Here is a 22,990-nt window from a genome sequence, read left to right as displayed (position 1 = left end):
TCTTCTTTTTAACTTGTTATGGTGTCGGGATTAACCAGCTTGCGGATAAAGGGCAGCAGATCTGATGCCAGCATGCCACGCTCTCCGTCAGCAGCAGCCAGATCGGCCGCCTCGCCGTGGATCACGGCCCCCAGCCAGGTTGCCAGGGTGGCAGACCAACCCTGAGCCAAAAGGGCGGCGATTATACCAGATAACAGATCGCCCATGCCGCCACTTGCCATGCCGGGATTGCCTTCATTGCACACGGCAAGCCGCTCGCCATCATGGATGAGAGTTCCCGCCCCCTTGAGCAGCACCACTCCGCCGTAACGCTGTTGCAGCGCCCGCACGGCCGCAAACCGGTCTGCTTCAATCTCGGCAATGGAACACCCCAGCAGCCGCGCCGCTTCGCCGGGGTGCGGAGTGAGCACCCAATTATCCTGATGGCGGGGAGATTGCGCCAGCCAATTCAACCCGTCGGCGTCCAAAACCAGCGGCAATTGTTCGGTAAGGTGGCGGGCAAACTGCTGTCTGCCCCACTCCCCCTGACCCAGCCCGGGGCCAATGACCCGAACCGAGGCCCAACCGTTATCATCTTCTTCCCGCAGACTCATCAATTCAGGCTGATAGAGGCTGACTGGGGGTAACACAGGGTGCTGGCTGACTCGCACCAGACCGGCGCCAGCCCGCAGACAGGCCCTGCCGGCGAGCACAATGGCCCCCTGCATGCCGCACTCCCCGCCCACCAGCAACACCTTGCCGTGGGAACCCTTGTGCGAGGAGCGCTGACGCGGGGTCAGCAAGGATTGCAGCACCGGATAATCGAGCCGCCATGCTGCGGGGTGAATCTCATCATCAGGCATGACACCAAGCGGCTCACAATCGAGCTGACCGGTCACATCGACCCCGTCAGCGGTGAGCAGCCCCTGCTTGATACCGATAAAGGTAAGAGTTCGGGTCGCCCGCACGGCAGCCCGCATGATCCTGCCTGTATCGCCGTTGAGGCCAGAAGGAAGATCGACCGCCAGCACAGGTGCAGCCAACTCATTGATTGTTGCGACGATCTTTGTCAGTAACGGAGCAAGGGGTGTACTGACACCGGTGCCAAGCAGGGCATCGACCACCAGATCGGGAGGAGGAAATAGCGCCTGATCGAACTGCTCTGCCAGCCAGACCTCACCACCGGCCGCCAGCCAGCTGTCGGCGGCGATCCTGGCATCCCCTTCCAGTTGGTCGGGAGAGCGGGCGGCGATCACTACCGGCTCAAGGCCACGTTCACGGGCAAGGCGGGCCAGCACATAGCCATCGCCGCCATTGTTGCCGGGGCCGACAAAAATCCACCAGCAATTGCTCGCGGGCCAGTGGCTGCAGGCATAGGTGCACAGCGCCAGCCCTGCCCGCTCCATCAGCGCATAGAGGGGTTGCCCCTCACGCTCGGCCCAGCGCCGCTCTCGCGAGCGGATCTGTTCAGTCGACCACAGCCCCTGTGATAGACTGCTTCCCACTTTTTTGCACCAAGCGTCCCCGATGACCTCTACCATGATGGCTCCCGATCTGCTCTCTTTCGCTCCAAGTGCTCAAGTGCCGGGATGCCATGCAGCATGACAACACCTGATTTCAACCAGCTGGCTCAAGATATCAAGCTCTGGGCGAGCGAGCTAGGATTTGACCAGGTTGGCATCACCGACACGGATCTGCGGGCCGAAGAGCCGAAATTGCAGGCCTGGCTGGACGCCGGTTATCACGGCAGCATGGATTACATGGCGCGCCACGGCATGATGCGCGCTCGCCCCCATGAGCTGCTGCCGGGCACCTTGCGGGTTATATCGGTGCGAATGAACTACCTCCCCTTCGAGGCGGGCTTTGCCGCCACCCTGCGCGACCCGACTCTCGGCTATATCAGCCGCTACGCCCTCGGCCGCGACTACCACAAGGTGCTGCGCAATCGCCTCAAACAGCTGGGTGACCGAATCGAAGCGCGATACGCCGAGCTGTTTCAAGGCACATCTGACCCCCTTGGTGAGTGGCGCCCCTTCGTCGACTCCGCCCCCGTGCTGGAGCGGCCGTTGGCCGCCAAAGCGGGCCTCGGCTGGGTTGGCAAACACTCACTGCTACTCAATGAGTCAGCCGGGTCCTTCTTCTTTTTGGGGGAGCTGCTGGTAAGCCTGCCACTCCCCATCGATGTGCCGGTGGAAAAAGAGCAGTGCGGCAAGTGTGTCGCCTGCATCAACATCTGCCCCACCGGCGCTATCGTCGCACCCTATGTGGTGGATGGCCGCCGCTGCATCTCCTATCTCACCATCGAGAACGACGGCCCTATTCCGGAAGAGTTCAGGCCCTTGATGGGCAACCGTATCTATGGCTGTGACGACTGCCAGCTCATCTGCCCGTGGAATCGCTACGCTGATGCCAGCCCGGAACCCGATTTCAGCCCCCGCCCCAGCCTGCATCGCCCGCCCCTGCTGGCGCTGTGGCGCTGGAGCGAGGCCGAGTTCCTCAAACATACCGAGGGGAGCCCGCTCCGCCGCATCGGCTATCAACGCTGGCGCCGCAATCTGGCGGTAGCCCTTGGCAACGGCCCGGCCAACCCGGAAGTGATGGCAGCCCTGCAGCAAGCGCTGCCGGAAGCCGAGCCCATGGTAGCCGAACATATTGAATGGGCGCTGGCAACGCTGGCCAGACGCCAGGATGAAACGAACAAGAAAACCCGCCTGCTGATCCGTTGCATCGAAAAAGGTCTGCCGGATCACGCCTGAGTGATCTGCCCCTTGCCGGATTGCAGCAGTTTTTTCATGCTCTGCCGACCCACAAAGATCAGCACGCCATGGTTGAGCAACAATGGTCGGCACACAAAAAGGACATCACAGATGCAAATGTTGGGAGTGGATATTGGAGGCTCGGGGATCAAGGGCTGTCTGGTCGATACCGAAACCGGTGAGCTGATTGGCGAGCGCCATCGCATTGCCACACCACAGCCGGCGACCCCGGCCGCCATTGCCCATACCCTCAAGGCTCTGGTGGAACACTTCGACTGGAAAGGACCCGTGGGTTGCGGCTTCCCGGCCACCATCCACAACGGCATTGCCAAGAGCGCAGCCAATATCGACAAGAGCTGGATTGAGACCGATGCCGAGCACCTGTTTGCCGATGTCACCGGCAAGCCCTGCTATGTGCTCAACGATGCCGACGCCGCCGGTCTGGCCGAGATGCGCTTTGGTGCCGGCAAGGATCGCAAGGGGGTTATCATCCTCATCACGGTCGGCACCGGCATCGGCACCGCAGTCTTCGTCAACGGTCACCTGCTGCCCAACACCGAGCTGGGCCATCTGATGCTGGAAGGGATGATCGCCGAGCACTACTGCTCCGACGCAGTGCGCAAACGCGAGGATCTCTCCTGGGGGCGCTGGGGCAAACGCTTCAACAAATATCTGGCTCGCCTCGAGTTTCTCTTCTCCCCCGACCTCTTCATTCTGGGCGGCGGCAGCGCAGCCAAACTGGATAAATTCGTCGATCGCATCGAGACCCGGGCACCACTCATTCCCGCAGCCAGCCTCAACCAGGCCGGTATTATCGGCGCGGCACTCTACGCCGCCGAACGACATCAGGGCTGATTGCACATCGGTGCCATGAGCTCCCGATACGAAGAGGGCCCGATAGCAATGCCGGGCCCTCTCTCTATCTGGTGATCGACCCTCAGTCTTTGCTACAAGTCATCGAGCTGGTGAGCACCGTGCACCAAGCGGGTCAGACGGGTCTGTTCCAGTCGGGCCAAATTATCCAGCAATTCAGCCGTGCTCCGAGTCGGGCACTCCCGGGCCAGATGACCCAGTTCACCAATCAACTGCTCCTCCCAGCGGCAAACCAGGGCAACGATATCTTCGGTTCTGGCTGAAGCAGGCAACTCGCAGCGCATAATTGCTGGCAACATGTCCTCGCTAAAGCTCTGATCCAGCCAGGTCTCCCGCACCGGGCCGCCCAGCTGGCTGGCGTACTCCTGCAGATGGACACTGGCGGCATCCTCCCGCCCTTGCAGATAGACCAGCAACATCCGGCAGCGTTCGCTATCCACCTGATTGGCCAGACGCCGGTAACAGAGACCTAGCTGGTGATGCACCTGCTCGAGGTAGTGCAGCAACTCTTTGATCTGTTGGAATCTCATCGCTCTGCCCTCCATGGGAAATCCGCAACCTCAGTATAAAAAACGGCCAGCCAGGCCCCAATCACGATCCGGCATCTTCTTGCGCTGCATCAAAATTGGCCGAGGTATATATAAGTGGGCAGACAGGGGGTTCAACTTTATGCAATTCTGGGACTTGTGAGAGGTAGGCTCCACAGCCGGATAGTCGCGACAGGGATACCTAATAGAACAGAGCATCACACGCCATTAACCAACTTTAATTCGGCTCTTTGGCTTTAAAGCGAAATTCAATATGGAACAATGCCAAACCCTGCTATTCCTTATCTGCCAACCGAAAATCCTTATCACTTTTTTAGACGTCTAGACGTAAAAACATGCGTTGACACAGCCATCCGGACATCTTAGCATCATCCCCCATGATGGCAGTGCAACCTAGTGAAACCTCTGCCCAATTTTCTCGCCTGTAGCGCCCTGTGCTGTAAGGCTGTTAGCACGGAAGAATCCATGATTAAGTTGATCGGTCTCAACAAAGTCTACGGTACAGGCAGTGACGCCGTGCACGCCCTGCGTGACGTGAGTCTGCATGTACCCCAAGGCAAAATCTTCGGGGTGATCGGTGCATCCGGCGCCGGCAAGAGTACCCTCATCCGCTGTGTCAACCTGCTGGAGCGCCCGACAGAGGGTCAGGTGATTGTCGATGGCCAGGATCTGGTCGCCTTGAGCGAACGGGATCTGACCCAGGCCCGTCGCCACATCGGGATGATCTTCCAGCACTTCAACCTGCTCGCCTCCCGTACCGTGTTTGCCAACATCGCCTTTCCGCTGGAGCTGGCGGGCTGGAACAAGGATCAGATCAAGAGCCGGGTCGAAGAGCTGCTGGCGCTGGTCGGGCTGGAAGCCCGTGCCCACGCCTATCCATCCGAACTCTCCGGCGGCCAGAAACAGCGGGTCGCCATCGCCCGGGCATTGGCCCCTGCGCCCAAGGTGCTGCTCTGTGACGAGGCCACTTCGGCCCTCGATCCGCAGACCACCCGCTCGATCCTGACCCTGCTCAAGGAGATCAACGTCAAGCTGGGGCTCACCATCCTGCTCATCACCCACGAAATGGATGTGGTGAAGGGGATCTGTGACGAAGTGGCCATCATCAGCGATGGTAGCCTGATCGAACAGGGCGAAGTGGCCTGGTTCTTCAGCAATGCCAAGACCCAGCTGGCCCGCGATTTCATTCGCTCCACCATCCATCTCGAGGTACCGCAGGAGTATCAGGATCGGATGAGCAACGAGCGAGTGCCCGGCAGCTACCCGCTGCTGAAGCTTGGCTTTACCGGCAGCACGGTCGATACGCCGCTCATCTCCGAGGCGAGCCGCCGTTTCAATATCGATATCAGCATTCTGAGCGCCGACATCGAGTACGCCGGTGGTGTCAAGTTCGGTTTCCTGCTGGCAGAACTGTTCGGAGATGAAGCCCAGTGCGAGGCGACCCAGCAGTTCCTCATCGACAACCACATTCAGCTGGAGGTAATGGGTTATGTCCGAAGCCATGATTAATCTGCTCATCACGGCCCTGGGCGACACCCTTATCATGGTGTTTGCCTCCGCCCTGTTTGGCTGCCTGCTCGGCCTGCCGCTCGGCGTGGCGCTGCATGTGACCAAAGCCGGCCAGATCCTGGCCAACCCACTGCTCAACCGTACCCTGGGCATGGTGGTCAACGTGGGTCGCTCGGTGCCCTTTATCATCCTGCTGGTCGCGATTATTCCGCTGACCCGGCTGATTGTCGGCACCAGTATCGGCACCATCGCCGCCATCGTGCCGCTGACCGTCGGTTGCATCCCTTTCATCGCCCGTCTGGTGGAAGGTGCCCTGATGGAAGTACCCGACGGCTTGCTGGAAGCGGCCAAGGCGATGGGCGCCAAGCCATTGCAAATCATCACCAAGGTGCTGCTGCCCGAGGCCCTGCCCGGCATCCTCAACAGCGTCACCATTACCCTCGTCACGCTGGTGAACTACTCCGCCATGGCAGGTGCCATCGGTGGTGGTGGTCTCGGTGATGTGGGCATCCGTTACGGCTATCAGCGCTTCGATCCGACCGTCATGCTGGTCACCGTCGTGATACTGGTCGTGCTGGTTCAACTTATCCAGAGCGCGGGTGAGCGCCTGGTCAACAAATGTGATCATCGTTAATCGTCGATTTCTGACAGGAGGTTTTATGAAATTTGGCATCAAATCCGTTGCGGCAGCCCTGCTGGCTGGTCTGGTACTGGCCGGTTGCGGTCAAAAGGAAGAGAACAAGACCCTGAAAGTAGGCGCCATTGCCGGCCCTGAGACCGAGCTGGTCGAAGTAGCCGCCAAGGTGGCAAAAGAGAAATATGGTCTGAACGTCGAGATCGTCAACTTCTCCGACTATGTCACCCCGAACGTGGCGCTGAACGATGGCAGCATTGACATCAACGCCTTCCAGCACAAACCCTATCTGGATGCACAGGTACGTGATCGCGGCTTCAAACTGGTACCGGTCGGCAACACCTTCGTCTACCCGATCGCCGGTTACTCCAAGAAGCTGAAGTCGCTGAGCGAGCTGAAAGATGGCGCCCAGATCGCGGTACCGAACGATCCGACCAACCTGGGCCGCTCGCTGATCCTGCTGGCCAAGCAGGGCCTGATCACCCTGAAAGATGGTGCTGGTCTGGAGGCGACCGTACTCGATATCGCCAGCAACCCGCGCAACTTCAAGATCGTTGAACTGGAAGCAGCTCAGCTGCCCCGCTCACTGGAAGACGTGGATCTCGCCATCATCAACAATACCTTTGCCGGCCAGATTGGTCTGACCCCGACCGAAAATGGCCTGTTTGTTGAAGACAAAGAGTCCCCCTACGTCAACCTGATCGTCGCCCGCGACAACAACAAGGATGACGAGAAGGTCAAACAGTTCGTACAGGCTTTCCAGACCGATGATGTCTACAAGAAAGGGCTGGAACTGTTCAAAGGCGGCCTGGTAAAAGGTTGGTAATTGCTCACTCGACAAAAAAGGCCACGCAATGCGTGGCCTTTTTTATTGCCGCCGCTATCATATCGGCGAGCACGGCAACACGAATATAACATCACATGAAAAAATGGTATCTGGCCTACTGCAAGCCAAAGGAAGAGGCCCGCGCCCGCGCCCACCTCGATGCCCAGGGCATTGAGTCCTACTACCCTATGGTGGAAATCGAGAAACTGCGTCGGGGCAAGCGAGTCCCGGTAAAGGAACCCATGTTTCCCAACTACCTCTTCATCTACGTCGATCTGGAAGAGGTCACCCCGGTCACCCTGAAATCGACCCGTGGCATCAGCCGGATCATCCACTTCGGCAGTGAATGGACACCCATCAGCAACAAGCTGGTCTATCAGCTGATGAGCCGCGATGATAGCGACGAGGCGCGCGCCAGTTACGCCAAACTGCCAAATGCGGGCGATAAGGTATTGATTGAAGAGGGGCCATTGGCAGGCTTTGAAGCCATCTATATGGAGCCGGATGGGGAGAAACGGGCCATTCTGCTGGTCAGTCTGCTCAATAAAGAGACCACCAGCAGCTTCGAAAACCACGCCTTCAGACGAATCGACTAAGAGGTGGGCAGGATACCCTGCCCACCCATCACTCCAGCTCGAAACGGGCGATCACCGCCGTCAGCTTGCCGGTATCACCCGCCAGACGGGCGACGATTCCCTCACCCTGCTGGCTCTGCTGACAGGATTGACGGCTCAGAGCGGCAATATCCTCTACCGTTCCAGCCACTTCGGCGGAGACCTTGGATTGTTGCTCGGTCGCCGTCGCGATGGCCTCCAGCTGGCCAGATAGCGCCTGCACCAGCTGGTTCATCGCATTCAACGTCTCGGTTACCAACCCGACTGCATCACGCCCCTGCTCGACCAGCTGGGTGCCACCGCTCACCGTGGTGACGGTCTGGCGGGTTTGCTGGGAAATGGCGCTAATGGTCTGGCTGATTTCGGCGGTTGACTGGTGGGTGCGGGTTGCCAGCTGACGTACCTCATCGGCGACCACGGCAAAACCGCGCCCCTGATCACCGGCCCGCGCAGCTTCTATTGCCGCATTAAGGGCCAGCAAATTGGTCTGTTCGGCTATGGTGGCGATCACTTCGGTGATCTGGCCGACCTGTTCGCTCTGCTTCTCAAGCAATCCCATCGCGTGATTGGCTTGCCCGATCATGGCGGCGATCTGCTGCATGGCATCTGTCATCCGTGCCAATGCATTCTGTCCCTGCCGGGTTTGCTGCTGCACCTGATGGGCACTATCGGCTGCATTGGCAATATTGCCCGCCACCTCTTTCGTACTGACCGACATCTGCTCGATCGCGCTGGCGACCGCTTTTACCCGGATATCCTGCGCGGTCAAATCGGTCACTATCGCCTGAGTTGTGCTGCCAACATCCTGACAGGCGACGTCAACCTGTCCCACCGCCCCCTGCAGCTCGCTCACCAGATTGCGTAGCTGGGCCGACATCCGGTTGATGGAGCCGGTCAAACCGCCCAGCTCATCCTGACTCAGTACGGGCAAAGGGTTGGCAGCCAGCTTGCCGTCGGCGACCTCACCTGCCCGCACAACCAGACTGGCGATGTCACGAGTCAAACGACGACTGAAGAGCCACGCCACCAGCATGCCAAGCACGATGGAACTCCCTGTTGCCAACAACAGAGTACGAGTGATGGAGTGGCCAGCCTGCGTCATCTCTCCAGAGATTGCAGTCACTTTGCTGCGGGTCTCCCCTACCTGTTTGGCCAGCCGCTCGTAGAGGATCTCCTGCATCGGCTCAATCTCTTTTGCCATCAGATAGTTGGCCTGATCCCAATCCGGTGCTTGCCGCTTGCTGATGACCTGGCCCACCAGCTCCGAGAAGGGGGTTCCCATCTCCTCAAACAGCTGCCAGAGGCTGCGCTCGGTTTCGGAAAAGAGACTGGACTGCTGCTTGAGTTCTGCCACCCGTTGCTGATGGAACTTGTAATAGTCCTCATACTTGCTGCGATATTCCGGGTCGCCGGAAATAAGAAAATCTCGCAGGGCGGAGAGCGCATTGGACAAGCTGTTGTAGGCATCTCCCACCTGCTTGAGCAACATGCGGCGATCTCCCGATAGCTGATCCTGAGGAGTCGCCACCTCTTCATTGGCGAAAGATTGCAGCTGATCGAGCGCCGCTTCGGCAAGCGGCCCGGCCTCCTGCAACATCAGGGTATGTGCTGGCAGATTCTCCTCTGTGTGGGCAATCGCCCACACCTTTTCCTGACTGCTCTTGAAACTCTTGAGTGACTGTACCAACCCCACATCAAACTGCTGGCTGGTAATAATCTGCCAGGCCCCCTCCCACTCCTGCTTCAATCTGGCTGCTTGGGCGGGATCCTTGCCAAGAATGAGATAACCACGCAGAGCTGAGACGGTGGCGACCAGCGCTTTCTGGCTAGCCTCATCCCGCTGCAGAGCCGGCAGCGCCTGCGCCAGCAGCGTCTGCTGGGATTGATTAATCTGGTTTAGCCGGTAGTAGACCAGCGCAGAGGAGAGGGCGATCAGAAGATTGATAAATCCGAAGCTGATCAAAAGCTTGTGTGAGATTTTCATGAACATCCTTGTTCAGATGAGGCCCGCAGACCAAAAGAATCAGATCGATATAAGTGTAGGCAATCTCTCCTGCCAGGAGCGGTGCCACTCCTGCAATTCACTGCGCGGCATCGGTCTGGCAGAGAAAAAGCCCTGACACACGTCACATCCAAGTTTTGCCAACTGTTGCCAGGTCAACTCATCCTCGACCCCTTCCGCCACCGATTTAAGCCCCAGCTTGCGGGCAAGCTCGATACTGGACTCGATAATGGCCAGACGGGATGGATCTGCATAGCAGCGATCGACGAAGGATCGATCCAGCTTCAACTCGGTAAAAGGCAGCAGAGCCAACTGCTGCATCGACGAGTAGCCGGTGCCGAAATCATCGATAGAGAGACCGAATCCATGCATCCGCAGTCGGGTCAGCACCTCCAGCGACTTGCCCACATCCTGCACGAAGGAGCTCTCGGTCACCTCCAGGGTGATCAGTTCTGGATTGATGCTCCAGCGCTGACATTGCGCAATCAGGGAGTTGCAGAGATCCCCCTCAATCAGCGAGGTAGTGGAAAGGTTCATCGACAGATTGAGGGAGAGACCGGTCTCCTCCCAGAGATGACCATCGCGCAGCGACTTGTTGATGATGATCTCGGTCAGTTGATCGATGAGCCCGTTGTTTTCCGCCAGCGGAATGAAGCGACCCGGCGAGACCAGGCCATATTCCGGGTGCTGCCAGCGCGCCAGAGCCTCCATCCCGACCCATTCACCAGTGGCAAAGCTGACTTTCGGTTGATACCAGGGGACGATTTGGTCGTCATCCAGTGCGCGTCGCAGCTCATCCAGCCCAAGCCGATGCCCATCCTCTTTTTGGGCCTGCTCCTGACGGGGAGACCACGACTCGATCAACACCTTTAACTGTTGCTTGGTCGATGGTTTTTCGATTCGTCCCAGCACCTGCAAACCATAGGCGGCACTCATCCGCAAAACCGCTTCCACGACGTCATCCTCCAATGCACTGGAGAGAATGATGCCACCGCTGAATCCTCCCAGGGAGAGGCGGCGCAACAGAGCCATCCCATCCATGCCGGGCATGCGCAGGTCACAAAAAAGGATATCAACCGAGTGACGCTGGCACAGCTCAAGTGCCTCCTGCCCATCACGAGCCTCCAGCAACTGTTGATAACCCAGGTCACGGATCTGGTGCATCAGGGCCTTGCGTTGAAACGCATGATCCTCGACAACCATGATGACCAATTCATCGTGTACGTTTTGTACGTTATTCATCGAGCCATAATCCAATTTCGTGGGAGATTGCGTTCATCAATACCTGTACCCCGCAAACCAACTCTTCCAGCTCCTCCGTCTGCTTCAATCGTGCGGCCGATTCGAGTCTGGCGGCCTGTGCTGCCAGCTCTTGCAGCCCCACCATGCGTGCGGCCCCCTTGATACGGTGGGCCGTTTCTACCAGCGCCTGAGTATCGTGGCAAGTCAGTGCCACCATCATATCCTTGCCATCCTGACGGTTGGAATCGAGATATTCTTTTGCCATTGCCCGAGCAGCCTCCTCATCACCAAAGAGCCCTTGCCAGCGTTCCGCCTGCTCGGCGATTTGCTGCTGTTCTGCGGGTTCTTCTGTTGAGACTGTAGCCACGTCAGCCAGCCAATGTGCCAATAGTTGACGCAGGGTCTCGAGAGGATATGGCTTGAACAGCATGTCACTCATGCCCGCCTCAACCATCCGCGCACTCGCCTCTTCCGAAGTATCAGCCGTTACCCCGATTATGGGCGCAGTCACACCTTGGGCTCGCAACGCCCTGGCCAGACTATAGCCATCCATCACCGGCATATGACAATCAGTCAGCAGCAGAGAGAAATCCTGCCCCTGCCATGCCCGCAAAGCCTTCTCGCCATCCTCAACCACCTGCGCCTCTATCCCGAGAATGGCGAGCTGTCTGGCCAGCAGAGCACGATTGACCGGATGATCGTCGGCCACCAGCACCCTCCCTCCCAGCTTCTCCCCGAGTGCAGTGAGCATGGGAGTAACCTGCTCATTGAGCAATTCGTTGCAACTCTCCAGCAGCAGATCCGGATAGAGAGGCGAGAGTCCCAGTCGCCACCAGTGAGCAGCACCGAGACGCCCGCGGAGCGCCTCGCGGGGAGACACAATGATCCCTTTGAGAGCCCTTTGTTGAAGCCAGCTTTGCCACTCGGGCCCCAGCGTCTGCTCCAGCCAAAGTTCGTCAGCCAGCAGCAATCCCTGCAAATCATCGCTGAAATTCGATGCTTCAATGGGGTTGAGCTTGGCGCCAAGACGTCTCATGGCCATCTCCAGCACCGGATCGTTGCTGAAATACCACCACTCGCTCCCAGCCAAAGCTGGCAGGTCCCATTGTGGTTTCTGCAGCGGTACGGTGAAGGTAAAACTCGACCCCTCACCCGGCTTGCTGACCAGATGCAGGTTGCCCCCCATTTTCCGCACCAGCTGATCGCAGATGGCCAGCCCCAGCCCTGTACCACCGAAGCGGCGATTGATGTCTGACTCCACCTGTTCAAAAGGAGTGAAGAGCAGCGCCTGCTTCTCTTCGGCAATCCCGATACCGGTATCGGCGACCATAATGCTCAACAACCCGTCGAGGTAGTTAACAGCAAGAGTGATGCTCCCTTGCTCGGTGAACTTGACTGCATTGTTGAGCAGATTGGAGATAACCTGCCCTACCCTGACGCCATCCAACTCGGCCTGATCGGGCACGGATTGACCCCACTCCAGCACCACCTGCAACCCTTTGCTATGCGCGAGCGTCGCATGGCCACGGATCGCGTCACAAATAACGGATTGCACGCGACAGACCTGATAGTGCAATCGCAACTGGCCAGCCTCTATCTTGGAAAAGTCGAGGATGTCATTCACCAGATAGAGCAGGTTGTTGGTTGAAGTGACGACATTGCGCACCATGTAACGCTGATCGTCATCCAGCTCGCTCATCTGCAACAGCTCCAGCATACCGTGCATACCGGAGATGGGGGTCCTCAACTCGTGACTCATGGTGGCGAGAAAGCGGCTTCGCGCCTGCATGGCCTGCTCGGCGTAGGCTTGTGCCTCGCGCAACTGGTGCTCCTGCAGCTTGAGCGCCGTAATGTCCTGGATCACCCCGTTGAGGATCAGCTCCTGTTGTTCCTGACGCACGAAGCTGCCGCGTACCTGCAGATAGCGATCCCCCTCCGGCCGCTCGACCTTGACCTCCAGATCAAGCGGGGCCAGGGTCTCGGCATGATTGGCCACCTTGCTGACAAAGTCCTGCAACGCCTCTTCGGTAAACCCGAAGATCTCTCCTCCCGACTCGGCAGCAAAAAGCTCCTGATGACTGACCCCGAGGATCTCGCGAGCCCCCTGGGAGGCATAGAGAAATCGTCCCTTGCCCGGCCCCTGCCACAGATACTGGTAGACAATGCCCGGCATACTGTCGGTAATCTGGGTCAGGCGGGTTTCCGCCTTGCGCGCCCGCGCCTCCGCATCCTTGATCTGGCTGACATCGGTGAGCACGGTCAACACCCCCAACATCTTGCCTGCCGGGTCGCGATAGGGAAGTTTGACGTACATCACATGAAACGGTGAACCATCGGCCCGCACACTGTTGCCCGCCCCCTCCAGCTTGCGACCACTCTGCCAGACGGTTCGCTCCTCCTGTACCATCTGGCGACGAACCTGCTCGGGCATATGCGCGAGATCGTCTCGCGGCTGCCCATCATGCTCGATGAAAAAGGTCTCGCGATAGGCTTGATTGCAAAGGGTAATACGCTGCTCGTTGTCACGCAGTGCCACCATGGTCGGCAAGGAGTTGAGCAGTGTCTGCACAAAAGAGAGCTGCTCATTCAACTTGCTTTCCGCAACCTTGCGCTGGGCAATCTGGCGGCGCAGGCTGCGCGCCCACAGCAACACCAGCAGACCCGAGGTACCAAGAGCCGCTACGGCAAAAGCCAGCCATTTGTATAGAGGGCTATTGTCCACCGCCATATTGACCGAGATGTTGAGCCAGCGGCGATCGAACAGCTGCCACTCTTCATCGGTAATGGTCTGCAGCAACTTGTCCATAATCCTGGTCAGCTCGGGCTGTGCAATATCGACCGCCATACTGATCGGCACCGAAAATTCGGGGCTCCCCAGCACAACCTGGTACTTCTCGTTGAATCCTTTCATCGCCTGCTGGCCAAGGTTGGTCATGGTCAGCAGTACATAATCGACCTTGCCCGAGTCGAGCAACTTCAGAAGATCTGCATCGCGGCCAACCTCAACAATCTTCCCGCCAAAGTTGCGAATCAACGATGCCTCGTAGGAACCGGTTACCCCCCCGATCTGACGCCCCTTTAAATCAGCCAGAGATTTCAAGCTGCGAGCACCGATCCTGGCAACGATGTAGCTGTCAAACTTGAGGTAAGAGGAGGTAAAGGAAGCGAACTCCCGCCGATCCTTCAGGGGAGTCATCAGAGGGATCAAATCAATCTTGTGCGCTTGCAGTAGTTCGATGGACTCTTGCCAGGTGCGGGTCGGAACCAGTTCAAACCGGACACCGGAACGCAGACTAATGAGCTTCATCAGGTCAGCGGCATACCCGTGCAACCTCCCCTCTTCATCGATCTCGCTGATACCGGAAAAAGAGGGGGCGACGGCAAACCGGATCACTTTTTTCTGTTTTAACCATGCCATCTCGGCAGGCTCCAGCAGCAGATCGACCTTGAAGCGGCTATCCCCCTGCGCCAGGCGCAGACGGGAATCGGTCACCGGGATCCTCTGATATGCCTGCCAGATCCGCTCTGTCAGCTCACTATTATTTGCGCTGGTCGCAATCGTCAGGGCGCTGCTGCTCAACCAGCGAGGAGTCGCAATCCCCATGGTGTCCGGGAGGCGCTGCAGCTCCCGCACCAGAATAGGGCCCAGCGCCAGATAACCATCGGCCAGACCCAGCTTGACCATATAGGTTGCCTCATCACGGCTCTCGACCTGGGTCACATTGGGCATTCCCAGCGATGCCAGCTCACGGCAACTGCCAAACCCGCGGATACAGACCCAGCGCATTTTTTTTGCCTGCTCGATCGTTAACCGCTGGTTGGGATGTTGCATCAGGATAGCGCGGCCATAAGAGCCGAGGTGACCGATATGGTTCACCCCCTCCACCGGCAAGGCATCAAGCTCCACCCCAACCAGCGCATCAACCTTCCCCTTCTTCAGCGCTTCCTGAGCTTCGATATAAGAGTTAAAGGATACGCAACGCAGCGTTAATCCCATCTCGGCGGCAATCCGCAGGGCCAGCTCCTTGAGCGGCCCCGCGTACTGTTTCGATGGCACCTCGTAGATAAAGGGGGGATAACCACCACGGGGGACGCCCACCACCAGCTCCTGAGAGAAGCCCTGCTCATCAACCGCTCTTTGTTCCTCTTCGGGCGATGACTCCGCAGCAACGTGCCAACTCAGCAGAAGCAGTGAGCAAAAAATCAGTAGGAGATGACAAGCGCGAGACATGAGCTATTTGTCCTGATGAGTGAGGCCAATACGATTCATCCTCGACCCTCTAGATAATGGCTCTAGCCGGTGAGAAAACAAACAGTTCCGCTATAAACGGGGCCAAGAGGATAGAGGGATATTGGCTGAATGTGAATAAACAATCCTTTTTAAAGCAAAAAACGTGACAGATTTTGGTCTGTCACGTCATTTTTTCGCAACGTTAAAAGATTGGGGGGAAGAACGCCCCCCACCACATCAGGTTATTCGATTCCCAAGCCGGAAGCCTGTTTGATACTCGCGCTCACGGATATGGGAGATCTGCCCCTCATACCCTTCCAGACCGATATCTTTCAGCAGGGCAGGAGAGAGATTGATCACGGCGAGACGACGCTCGACCTTGGCGATCCGCTTTTGTACCAAAGACTCGACGCTACGCAGTAAAACCAGTTCGATAGACATGACATTCTCCAGTTGAACATGCGGTTCTCCCGGAGAAAGTGGATATCACCCTGCGGGACGAACCGCGGGTGATAAAAAGACAGGGGTTACCTGTTTACGCCACGCGGTAAAAGAGCACGAGATTTCACGCCGCACGCAGTGCCGCGAGAGAATGCAAGATTTAGCATCTGATGGTGCATTTTCGTCTCCTTACCGGATAAAAGTTGAACAGGTTGCAGCAGTCTAAAAAAACTCCGAATTTAACACAAGCCTCTTGCGACTCCTTTTTAAACGTTTTTACGGCATTTTATGCTGCCCGAAAGGGAGTCCGGGTTATCAGATCCCCGAGAGCAGGCGGTACTCTTCCAGCACATAGGTATCCGTCATGCCGCTGACATAGTCGAGCAGCAGGCGTACCCGGTAATACCACTCCTGCTCCTGCTCGCAGACAAAACGCTCGTCCCGCACGGCCACTGCCAACCGATAGGCCTTGATATGGCGCGCCGAGAGGCGGTGATAGAGCCGCCGGGCAAAGAAGAGTTCACTCCCCCCCTCACCCGCCAGCAGACGGGAAAATTGCCCGGACGGCATGGCAAGCAGGCAAGAGTAGGTGACGAGCACACCGCGCAGGGCGGCGTAGCCTTCCAGTTCGAGCGCCTCTACCTCGGGGCGCATGAAAACCTGCGCCCGCGCAACCTGTTTGAGGATATCGAGCACCCGCGCCGCGGGAGCCTGACCGTGGAGCAGGGCCTGCGGATAGCTCCCCTGCAGGATCGCATCATGCTCGCTGATATAGGTACTGGCCGCCAGCGCCACCAGATCTCTGGTCAACCGGTGACGAAAATGGGGGAAGAAACCCCAGCTGGAGCGCTGTGCATCACCAAGCAGGGTCGTCATGTAATCGCTGCCATCAGCGCTGCAGAGGGCTGCCAGCAGCTCATTCAGGGTGAGAATGCGCCTGTCTACCGCATCCTCCAGATCAGCGATGCAATAGGAGATGTCATCTGCCGCCTCCATGATGTAGGCCAGCGGATGGCGGCAGCCTGGGGCCAGCCCCAGACTCTGGCCGAGGGCGCGATAGAGGGGCTGTTCACTGAAGAAGATGCCGCGCTTGCTGCTCCAGCCATGATGTTGGCCGTAACTCACACCGGGTTGCGGCTGCTGCGGGTATTTGCACAGCGCCCCCAGCTGGCCGAGGGTAAGGTTGAGTTCGTGCAGGCTGTGTACCAACCGCAAGCTCTGGGCATTGCCGTCAAACAGCAGCAGATCCTGACGCAGCTCAGCCCATTGGGCCGAGGGGGGCTGTGCCAGTGCCTGCTGATAGAGGGGATCGAGCATTTCACCGAGCCACTGGCTCATCACCTGCTCGCCGAAGTGGCCGAACGGCGGGTTGCCCACATCGTGCAAGAGGCAGGACATCTCCACCAGATTGATAAAGGCCCCCTCGCACACCACACTGGCTGGCAATTCCGCCAGAATGCGGCGACTGATCTGGCGGCCGGTCTCCTGCACCTCCAGCGAGTGGGTGAGACGGCTGCGCACCGAGGCTTTCACATCGAGCGGAAAAACCTGGGTCTTCTGCTGCAACCGGCGCACCGGTGCCGCCTGCACTATGCGGGCGCGATCCAGCTCGGTCGCCTCCAGCAGATCCTCATTTCCCCATGGGTGAATGCGCACGGGGGTGATCAAACGGCTATACATCCTGTGGCTCCTTGTCCGCGGCTCCCATTGGATTCAAGACAACAACCAGCGGCGCAGACGGGCGATATCGCCCGGATATTCCCGACGCAGCGTCTCAATCCAGTCTTCCACATTCTCCCACCAGGCGGGATGATCCGGGCTCTGGATCAGTTGCGCCGTCTGCTGCAGGCGACGCAGGCCGATGGAGCCTGCCGCCCCCTTGATCTTGTGTGCCTCCTCCACCACGCCAGCCTGATCCCGCGCGATCATATTGGAGTCGAGCACCGCCATGTAGTCAGGCATCATCTTCTCGAACAGCTCGACGCTGGAGAGCAGTACCGGCTTGCCCACGGTATCGGCATAGTCGGTGAGGAAAGGGAGATCCAGCAACGCATCCTGAGCCACCGCATCAGCCTGCTCGTCCGCCTCGTCGTCGGCCAGATCGGCAAACAGGTGACCAATCACCTCACGCACCGCCTTCGAGCCAAGCGGCTTGTTAATCACATCCCGCATACCGCGATCCAGATAGTACTGGCGATCGCCGGTTACATTGGCCGTCAGGGCAACCATGGGCGGCAAACTTTCGCCGTAGCGCTCGAGCAGGGTTGCCGCCACATCGAACCCGGTCATGTCCGGCAGCTGGATATCGAGCAGGATAAGGTCGAAATCATCCGGGTTGGCCATCGCCAGCGCCTGGGCGCCATCGCGTGCCACCTTGACCTGATGGCCGAGCTTGTTCAGCAGGGCGCAGGCAACCGTCACATTGAGCTCGACATCCTCCACCAGCAGGATGTCGAGGGAGGGCATCTCCTCCTCCGTCTCCGGCAACGCCTGTTCGACACAGGCGACCTCCAGCTCGGCGGTGAAGCAGGAGCCTTCACCCGGCTCGCTATCTACGTAGAGCTGGCCGCCCATGGCCTGCACCAGCTGACGGGAGACCGCGAGGCCGATCCCGGTACCGGTTGCGTGTTTCTTGCCCTGCACCTGATAGTACATGGCGAAGATCTTCTCCTGCTGGGCGCGGGGAATGCCGACGCCGGTATCTTCCACCTCAAAGTGGAGCGCCAGCTTGCCCGGCTCGTCGGCGGGATGGGAGAGGCAGCGCACGGTGACGCCCCCCTCATCGGTAAACTTGACCGCGTTGCCCACCAGATTCCACAGCACCTGACGCAGTCGGGTACCATCCGCCATCACGAATTGCGGCATGTCGCCATCGCGATCAAAGTGCAGATAGAGCCCCTTCTGTTCCGCCTGAATGCGCGACAGTGTCTCCAGCTCGTCGAGGAAGGCAGGCAGGTCGATCCGGGTTGGCGCGATCTCAAGCCGGCGCCGATCGAGTTTGTCGAGATCGATGATGTCGTTGAAGATGTTGCCGAGGGTGACCGCACTTAAGTGAATGGTCTTGAGCTGCTGACGCTGGCTCGGGTCGAGTGGGGTATCCATTAGCATCCGGCTCAACCCCACAATGCCGTTGAGCGGGGTACGCAGCTCGTGGCTGATGGTGGAGATGAAGGTGGTCTTGTCGCGGCTCGCCTTCTCCAGCTTGTCCTGATACTGCTTGCGTTCGGTGATGTCACGACCAAAACCGAGCAGGCCGAGTCGCTTGCCGAAGCGGTCGAAGAAGGGCACCTTGCGCAGCTCGAAGTAGGCCTTGCGACCATCGGGGTACTCCAGCCACTGCTCGTAGGTGAGCGGCTCGTTGCTGGCAAAGACCTGGCGGTCGGTCTCCACCACCTTGTTGGCGATCTCCTGTTTGTAGACATCAAACGGGGTGAGGCCAATCAACTCACTCTCTGCCTTGCCGGTCAGCTCCTCCATGGCGCGGTTGCAGCCGGAGAACTGCTCATCCTCATTGCGGTAGTAAACCAGATCCGGGGAGCAGTCGATAAAGGAGCGCAGCAGAGCGGTGCGCTCTCCCAGATGAAGCTGGGCCTTTTCCCGCTGGAACACCTCGTTCTCCAGATCCTCGATGGCCTGCAGACGCAGACTCTCGGCCCGGTTGGTCTCGGCGATCTGGCTGTTGAGGCGGCTGATGTTCTCCTGCAGCTGATTGTTGAGCTCGAGATCCCGCTCGCGCATATCCTGCAGCTTGCGCACCATCCGGCTCAGCCGCTGACGGGAATCCTCCAGCTGATCCACCACGATGGAGAGAAAATAGACCGCCCAGGGGGTGACCAGCAGACCAAAAAACACCGAGCGCACGAAATCGATGACATCGATGCTGCCCCGCAAAAACAGGGTAACCCCCATCTGGATGGCGACCGCCAGCACTATGATGCCGGTGGCCAGAAACATGCTGAAACGCACCAGACCCAGCTTGGTCATCAGATCGACGTAATATTGCGCCCAGGATTTAATCTGCTTCATCTTGTTGTTTTCTCCCCGATATTCGCCGGACAGAATACCAGCACAACGCGCTTAACTCTTGTGTGATAAGCCAATAATTGGAGATTCCTGTATCATATGTGACCATTGCACTCGCCCGGGTAATACCAAGGTGACATCAGCAGCACGAGCATCCCGGGCTTTACACCTCAACAGTTTGATATATCAGGAGTCTTTTGATGCGCAACCTCACCTTGCTGGGTCTCGGCCTGCTTGCGAGCCACGCAGCCTACGCCGATCTGGGCGAAATTCCGCGCCAGTCCGGTTGGTCCGGCTTCCTGCTGGGCGGCGTCAGCGCCACCAGCTACAAGTCCAACTTCTATGCAGGTGACGACAACCACAGTCGCATCAACGATCTGGGCTCACCGGATAGCGAGAACAAGCTGACTCCGCTGATCAATGCCGATATCCGCTACACCTTTGCCGATACCCGCACCCAGATCTTCCTCGGTAACCTCATTCAGGATGCCATCCGCTTCGACTTTACCCAGCAGTTCGGTCTGCGTCAGGAGATGGGCGACAAGGGGATCGTCGCTACCTCGCTGGTATTCAACGCCATGCCGGTCGAGCTGTGGAGCGATCCTTTTGCCACCGGCGTGGATCGCAGCTCCACCGACCTGAAATCCAAAGGGGCGCGTTTCGCCTGGGACAAGATCTGGGGCAGCAACTTCAACGGCAGCATCACCGCTCGCAGCATCGACATGGATGATGAGCAGAGCGGCCAGCAGTATGACCGGGTTCATGGCACTCACTACGCATCCATGCTGGATCGCAATGGCAAGATGTATGACATGCAGCTCTCCTACAAGTGGACCTTCGCCGACGGTCAGGCTCTGGAACCTGCGCTGATCTACAAACAAGCCAACCTCGATGGCAGCGCCGAGAGCTTCGAAAACACCGGCCTGCAACTGACCTATGCCAAACGCGGCCCCCAGTGGTCGATTGTCAGCAACGTCTATGCCGGCAAGCGCAAGTATGACGAAGCCAACCCCATCTTCGGCCAGCGCGCCGATGCGGACGAATTCGCCATCAACGGCACCTTCTTCTGGCACAGCCTGTTCGGGGTGAAACCGCTCAGCGCGACCTTTACCCTCTCCTATGCCAACGCAAGCTCCGATATCGGCTTCTACGATACCGAAGCGAGCCGCGTCAGCACCGGCCTGCTCTACAACTTCTAACCTCAGCAAAGCCGCGATAAAAAAGGCCACCCCATGGGTGGCCTTCTTATTGCTGCCGTAGACCTGCTTCAGATACCAAGCGAGTCGAGCAGGTCGTCGTGATCGTTGCTGGCGGCCGGAGCTGCTGCTGGCGCCGGTTTGGCTGCATCCTGCTTGGCCTGAGCGATCAGGGCATCGGGATCCAGCTCCTCGTGCTCCATCCCCTCATTGTGGATGCGGATGAACTCGGTCTTGTCCATCGCCAGCTCCAGATAGAAGATGTTGTTGCGAGCGGTGAAGAAGGTGACGCGGCGGGATTCCGGGCTGTCGAGATTGGTATCGACGCTCAGCATCACCTGCTTGTTGAGGGCCAGCATCTTCGGCTGGTTCTGGGTGATGTGAGTCTGCAGATCGCGGCCCACCTTGACGGTGAAGCTGCCGACGATCTGGTTCATCAGCTCGCCCATCACGTTGCTCACCTCGTCAGAAGTGTGGGAGATGGCGAGATCCTCCTTGGAGAGCCCCATGCTCAGCATGTAGCTCTCATAGAGCTCCATGGCGGCAGCGGCGGAGAAGTTGATCACCACCAGACCGGAGAAGCCGCCATCGAATAGCACGAAGCAGCCGATATCGGGCTTGAGGCAGGTCTTGCTGATCCGCTGCACCATACCGGAAAAACGTACCTGACTCATGGTCGCGGCACTCAATACGTCGGTTACCGAGTTGCACAGACTGAGCAGTACATCCTCAGTCGTCAACACGACGTCATCATCGGATCTTGTAACTATCATGTGTCCTTCCTGAACATCGAGAATGGGCTTATCTATACCATAACTCTAACAGATGGCGCGGCCAGAAGACTGAAATAGCGACACGCCTCTCAGTTGACTCTGTTATCAGTGGCCGCCGGGGTAAATCCGTCCAGATTGCCGAGTCGCGTAAGCCAGCGATCGGCCTCATGTTGCAGAGTCTCTGGCTGGTAGGGAACGGCAGGATGAGCTCCCCAGATGGGGCCAGGCCAGGCGGCATCGGTGGCAAAGCGGGCGACATGATGAATGTGCAGTTGCGGCACCAGATTGCCGAGCGCCCCGATGTTGATCTTGTCCGGACTGAGGGCCTGCTCCATCAGCGCCGCGACGGCGCAGGACTCCTGCATCAGCTGTTGCTGCTGCTCCGGTGCCAGATGGTGGATCTCGCGCAGGTTGGCCACTCGCGGCACCAGAATCAGCCAGGGGTATTGACTGTCTTTGGCCAGCAGGACGCGGCAGAGCGGCAGATCGCCAAGCCAGCAGGTATCGGCCTGCAGGCGGGAATGCAATTCAAACATGAACACCTCGTTGAGTACGATGAAGAGGGCATCCGACAGGGATGCCCACGTTACTGCAACGGGCGGCAAACTTAAAGCTGCGGCACGGCCCAACTGATAAAGCGCTTGCGCAGGGCCGGGTCTGCCTTGAGGAACAGCTGCTGCAACTGCCCTTCCAGCTCGCTGGCAGCCACAACAGGTTGAGAGCCACCAGAAACTGCATTGATTGACGGAGCCGCAACCACTCCCGCCGTCAGCGCCGCCTTGCCACCACTGCGGTTGTATTCAGCCAGTTTCCCGTTCCAATCCACCCCAAGCAGCATGCCGCTGGTCACCAGTGCATCCTGCTGGATGGCAAGTGCCCGGCCACTCTCCTGCAACGCCACTGCGGGCGATTTGGCATAGGCCTGCATCCCCTGCTCATCGGCCGGTACGCTCGCCACCAGTTGCAACCGCTGGTTGCTCGCCTGATAGCGCACCACCTGCGGCTCGGAGCGAACCTGCCGATCATTCTCGCTGCTGCTGCGGCTGGGGATAACCCCCTCGAAACGCACCAGCAGTTGCTGCTCCCCATCGCTCAGGGTGGCGTGCTGCTCATCCTGCAGCGTGCCACTGCTCACCGCGAGGATCCGAAAATTCTCCGGCACACTCACTTCAACCGCCGCCTGCACGCTGGCGATGCCGCACAGCAGCGCCAATCCCGCCCATCTCCAATGCTTGTTCATCGTTTCTCGCTTCCTGATGCCGACAATGGGCGCAGGGTAGCAGCCGAAGATGACAGAAAAATAACGCAGTCGGGCCCCATCAGTGCAGCCGGAGCGATACGCC

At 58.6% G+C, this 22,990-nt stretch carries 18 protein-coding genes; 7 read left to right on the top strand and 11 right to left on the bottom strand.

All coding sequences use genetic code 11. The annotated features are described in order from the left end of the window. Positions 1-8: 8 nt before the first annotated feature. Complete coding sequence (locus tag I6L40_RS06520; RefSeq protein WP_071914446.1) at positions 9-1,520, bottom strand: bifunctional ADP-dependent NAD(P)H-hydrate dehydratase/NAD(P)H-hydrate epimerase; 1,512 nt, start codon at positions 1,518-1,520, stop codon at positions 9-11. A gap of 60 nt (positions 1,521-1,580) precedes the next feature. Here I6L40_RS06520 and queG point away from each other — a divergent pair, with 60 nt between their 5' ends. After that, on the top strand, positions 1,581-2,735 hold the full coding sequence (gene queG, locus I6L40_RS06515) for a tRNA epoxyqueuosine(34) reductase QueG (protein ID WP_216995168.1): 1,155 nt from the start codon (positions 1,581-1,583) through the stop codon (positions 2,733-2,735). Between the two features lie 111 nt (positions 2,736-2,846). Next, positions 2,847-3,590 carry a polyphosphate--glucose phosphotransferase gene (gene ppgK, locus I6L40_RS06510; protein WP_042031782.1) on the top strand — a complete coding sequence of 248 codons (744 nt, stop codon included), beginning with the start codon at positions 2,847-2,849 and terminating at the stop codon, positions 3,588-3,590. A gap of 92 nt (positions 3,591-3,682) precedes the next feature. Here ppgK and I6L40_RS06505 read toward each other — a convergent pair whose 3' ends face one another. Continuing rightward, positions 3,683-4,138, bottom strand: a complete 456-nt coding sequence (locus I6L40_RS06505) for a hypothetical protein (protein WP_071914441.1) — start codon at positions 4,136-4,138, stop codon at positions 3,683-3,685. Between the two features lie 483 nt (positions 4,139-4,621). On the opposite strand from I6L40_RS06505, the gene metN reads away from it, so the two are divergent. The 4 genes from metN to rfaH all read left to right on the top strand — a co-directional run bounded on the left by metN (position 4,622) and on the right by rfaH (position 7,721). Next, positions 4,622-5,665 (top strand): methionine ABC transporter ATP-binding protein MetN, encoded by a 1,044-nt coding sequence (gene metN, locus I6L40_RS06500; RefSeq protein ID WP_071914439.1) that lies wholly within the window; start codon positions 4,622-4,624, stop codon positions 5,663-5,665. Continuing rightward, on the top strand, positions 5,646-6,299 hold the full coding sequence (locus I6L40_RS06495) for a methionine ABC transporter permease (RefSeq protein WP_005339070.1): 654 nt from the start codon (positions 5,646-5,648) through the stop codon (positions 6,297-6,299). The genes metN and I6L40_RS06495 overlap by 20 nt, the downstream gene beginning before the upstream one ends. Before the next feature lie 25 nt (positions 6,300-6,324). Further along, on the top strand, positions 6,325-7,125 hold the full coding sequence (gene metQ, locus I6L40_RS06490) for a methionine ABC transporter substrate-binding lipoprotein MetQ (RefSeq protein WP_041210417.1): 801 nt from the start codon (positions 6,325-6,327) through the stop codon (positions 7,123-7,125). A 95-nt stretch (positions 7,126-7,220) separates the two neighbouring features. Continuing rightward, positions 7,221-7,721 (top strand): transcription/translation regulatory transformer protein RfaH, encoded by a 501-nt coding sequence (gene rfaH / locus I6L40_RS06485; RefSeq protein ID WP_041210416.1) that lies wholly within the window; start codon positions 7,221-7,223, stop codon positions 7,719-7,721. 28 nt (positions 7,722-7,749) lie between these two features. Here the strand turns inward: rfaH and I6L40_RS06480 are convergent, their stop codons facing one another. The 6 genes from I6L40_RS06480 to arcB all read right to left on the bottom strand — a co-directional run bounded on the left by I6L40_RS06480 (position 7,750) and on the right by arcB (position 19,681). Further along, positions 7,750-9,723 carry a methyl-accepting chemotaxis protein gene (locus I6L40_RS06480; RefSeq protein WP_071914436.1) on the bottom strand — a complete coding sequence of 658 codons (1,974 nt, stop codon included), beginning with the start codon at positions 9,721-9,723 and terminating at the stop codon, positions 7,750-7,752. Between the two features lie 39 nt (positions 9,724-9,762). Beyond that, positions 9,763-10,983, bottom strand: coding sequence for an EAL domain-containing protein (locus tag I6L40_RS06475; protein ID WP_042031788.1), 1,221 nt, complete (start codon positions 10,981-10,983; stop codon positions 9,763-9,765). After that, complete coding sequence (locus I6L40_RS06470; RefSeq protein WP_216995167.1) at positions 10,976-15,214, bottom strand: transporter substrate-binding domain-containing protein; 4,239 nt, start codon at positions 15,212-15,214, stop codon at positions 10,976-10,978. The genes I6L40_RS06475 and I6L40_RS06470 overlap by 8 nt, the downstream gene beginning before the upstream one ends. Positions 15,215-15,451: 237 nt before the next feature. Next, complete coding sequence (locus I6L40_RS06465) at positions 15,452-15,655, bottom strand: hypothetical protein (RefSeq protein ID WP_033114907.1); 204 nt, start codon at positions 15,653-15,655, stop codon at positions 15,452-15,454. A 315-nt stretch (positions 15,656-15,970) separates the two neighbouring features. Further along, positions 15,971-17,335: a dGTPase gene (dgt, locus tag I6L40_RS06460; protein WP_216995166.1), complete on the bottom strand. Its 1,365-nt coding sequence runs from the start codon at positions 17,333-17,335 to the stop codon at positions 15,971-15,973. A 33-nt stretch (positions 17,336-17,368) separates the two neighbouring features. Next, entirely contained in the window at positions 17,369-19,681 is a 2,313-nt protein-coding gene (gene arcB / locus I6L40_RS06455) for an aerobic respiration two-component sensor histidine kinase ArcB (protein ID WP_216995165.1), read from the bottom strand. A gap of 197 nt (positions 19,682-19,878) precedes the next feature. Here arcB and I6L40_RS06450 point away from each other — a divergent pair, with 197 nt between their 5' ends. After that, entirely contained in the window at positions 19,879-20,877 is a 999-nt protein-coding gene (locus I6L40_RS06450; protein ID WP_071914428.1) for a DUF2860 family protein, read from the top strand. A gap of 68 nt (positions 20,878-20,945) precedes the next feature. On the opposite strand, the gene I6L40_RS06445 is transcribed toward I6L40_RS06450, so the two are convergent. The 3 genes from I6L40_RS06445 to I6L40_RS06435 all read right to left on the bottom strand — a co-directional run bounded on the left by I6L40_RS06445 (position 20,946) and on the right by I6L40_RS06435 (position 22,887). Further along, the gene (locus I6L40_RS06445; RefSeq protein WP_033114911.1) at positions 20,946-21,647 is read right to left on the bottom strand and encodes a DUF3334 family protein; all 702 of its coding nucleotides are present in this window, start codon (positions 21,645-21,647) and stop codon (positions 20,946-20,948) included. Between the two features lie 89 nt (positions 21,648-21,736). After that, entirely contained in the window at positions 21,737-22,183 is a 447-nt protein-coding gene (locus I6L40_RS06440) for an HIT domain-containing protein (protein WP_071914426.1), read from the bottom strand. A 71-nt stretch (positions 22,184-22,254) separates the two neighbouring features. Further along, the gene (locus tag I6L40_RS06435) at positions 22,255-22,887 is read right to left on the bottom strand and encodes a DUF2057 domain-containing protein (RefSeq protein ID WP_071914424.1); all 633 of its coding nucleotides are present in this window, start codon (positions 22,885-22,887) and stop codon (positions 22,255-22,257) included. Positions 22,888-22,990: the final 103 nt, after the last annotated feature.

It is taken from the genome of Aeromonas sp. FDAARGOS 1410 (assembly GCF_019048745.1).
In the GTDB taxonomy this organism is placed as follows: domain Bacteria; phylum Pseudomonadota; class Gammaproteobacteria; order Enterobacterales; family Aeromonadaceae; genus Aeromonas; species Aeromonas jandaei.
Note: the sequence above shows the minus strand (reverse complement) of the source record. Positions and strands in the feature narration are given on the sequence as shown.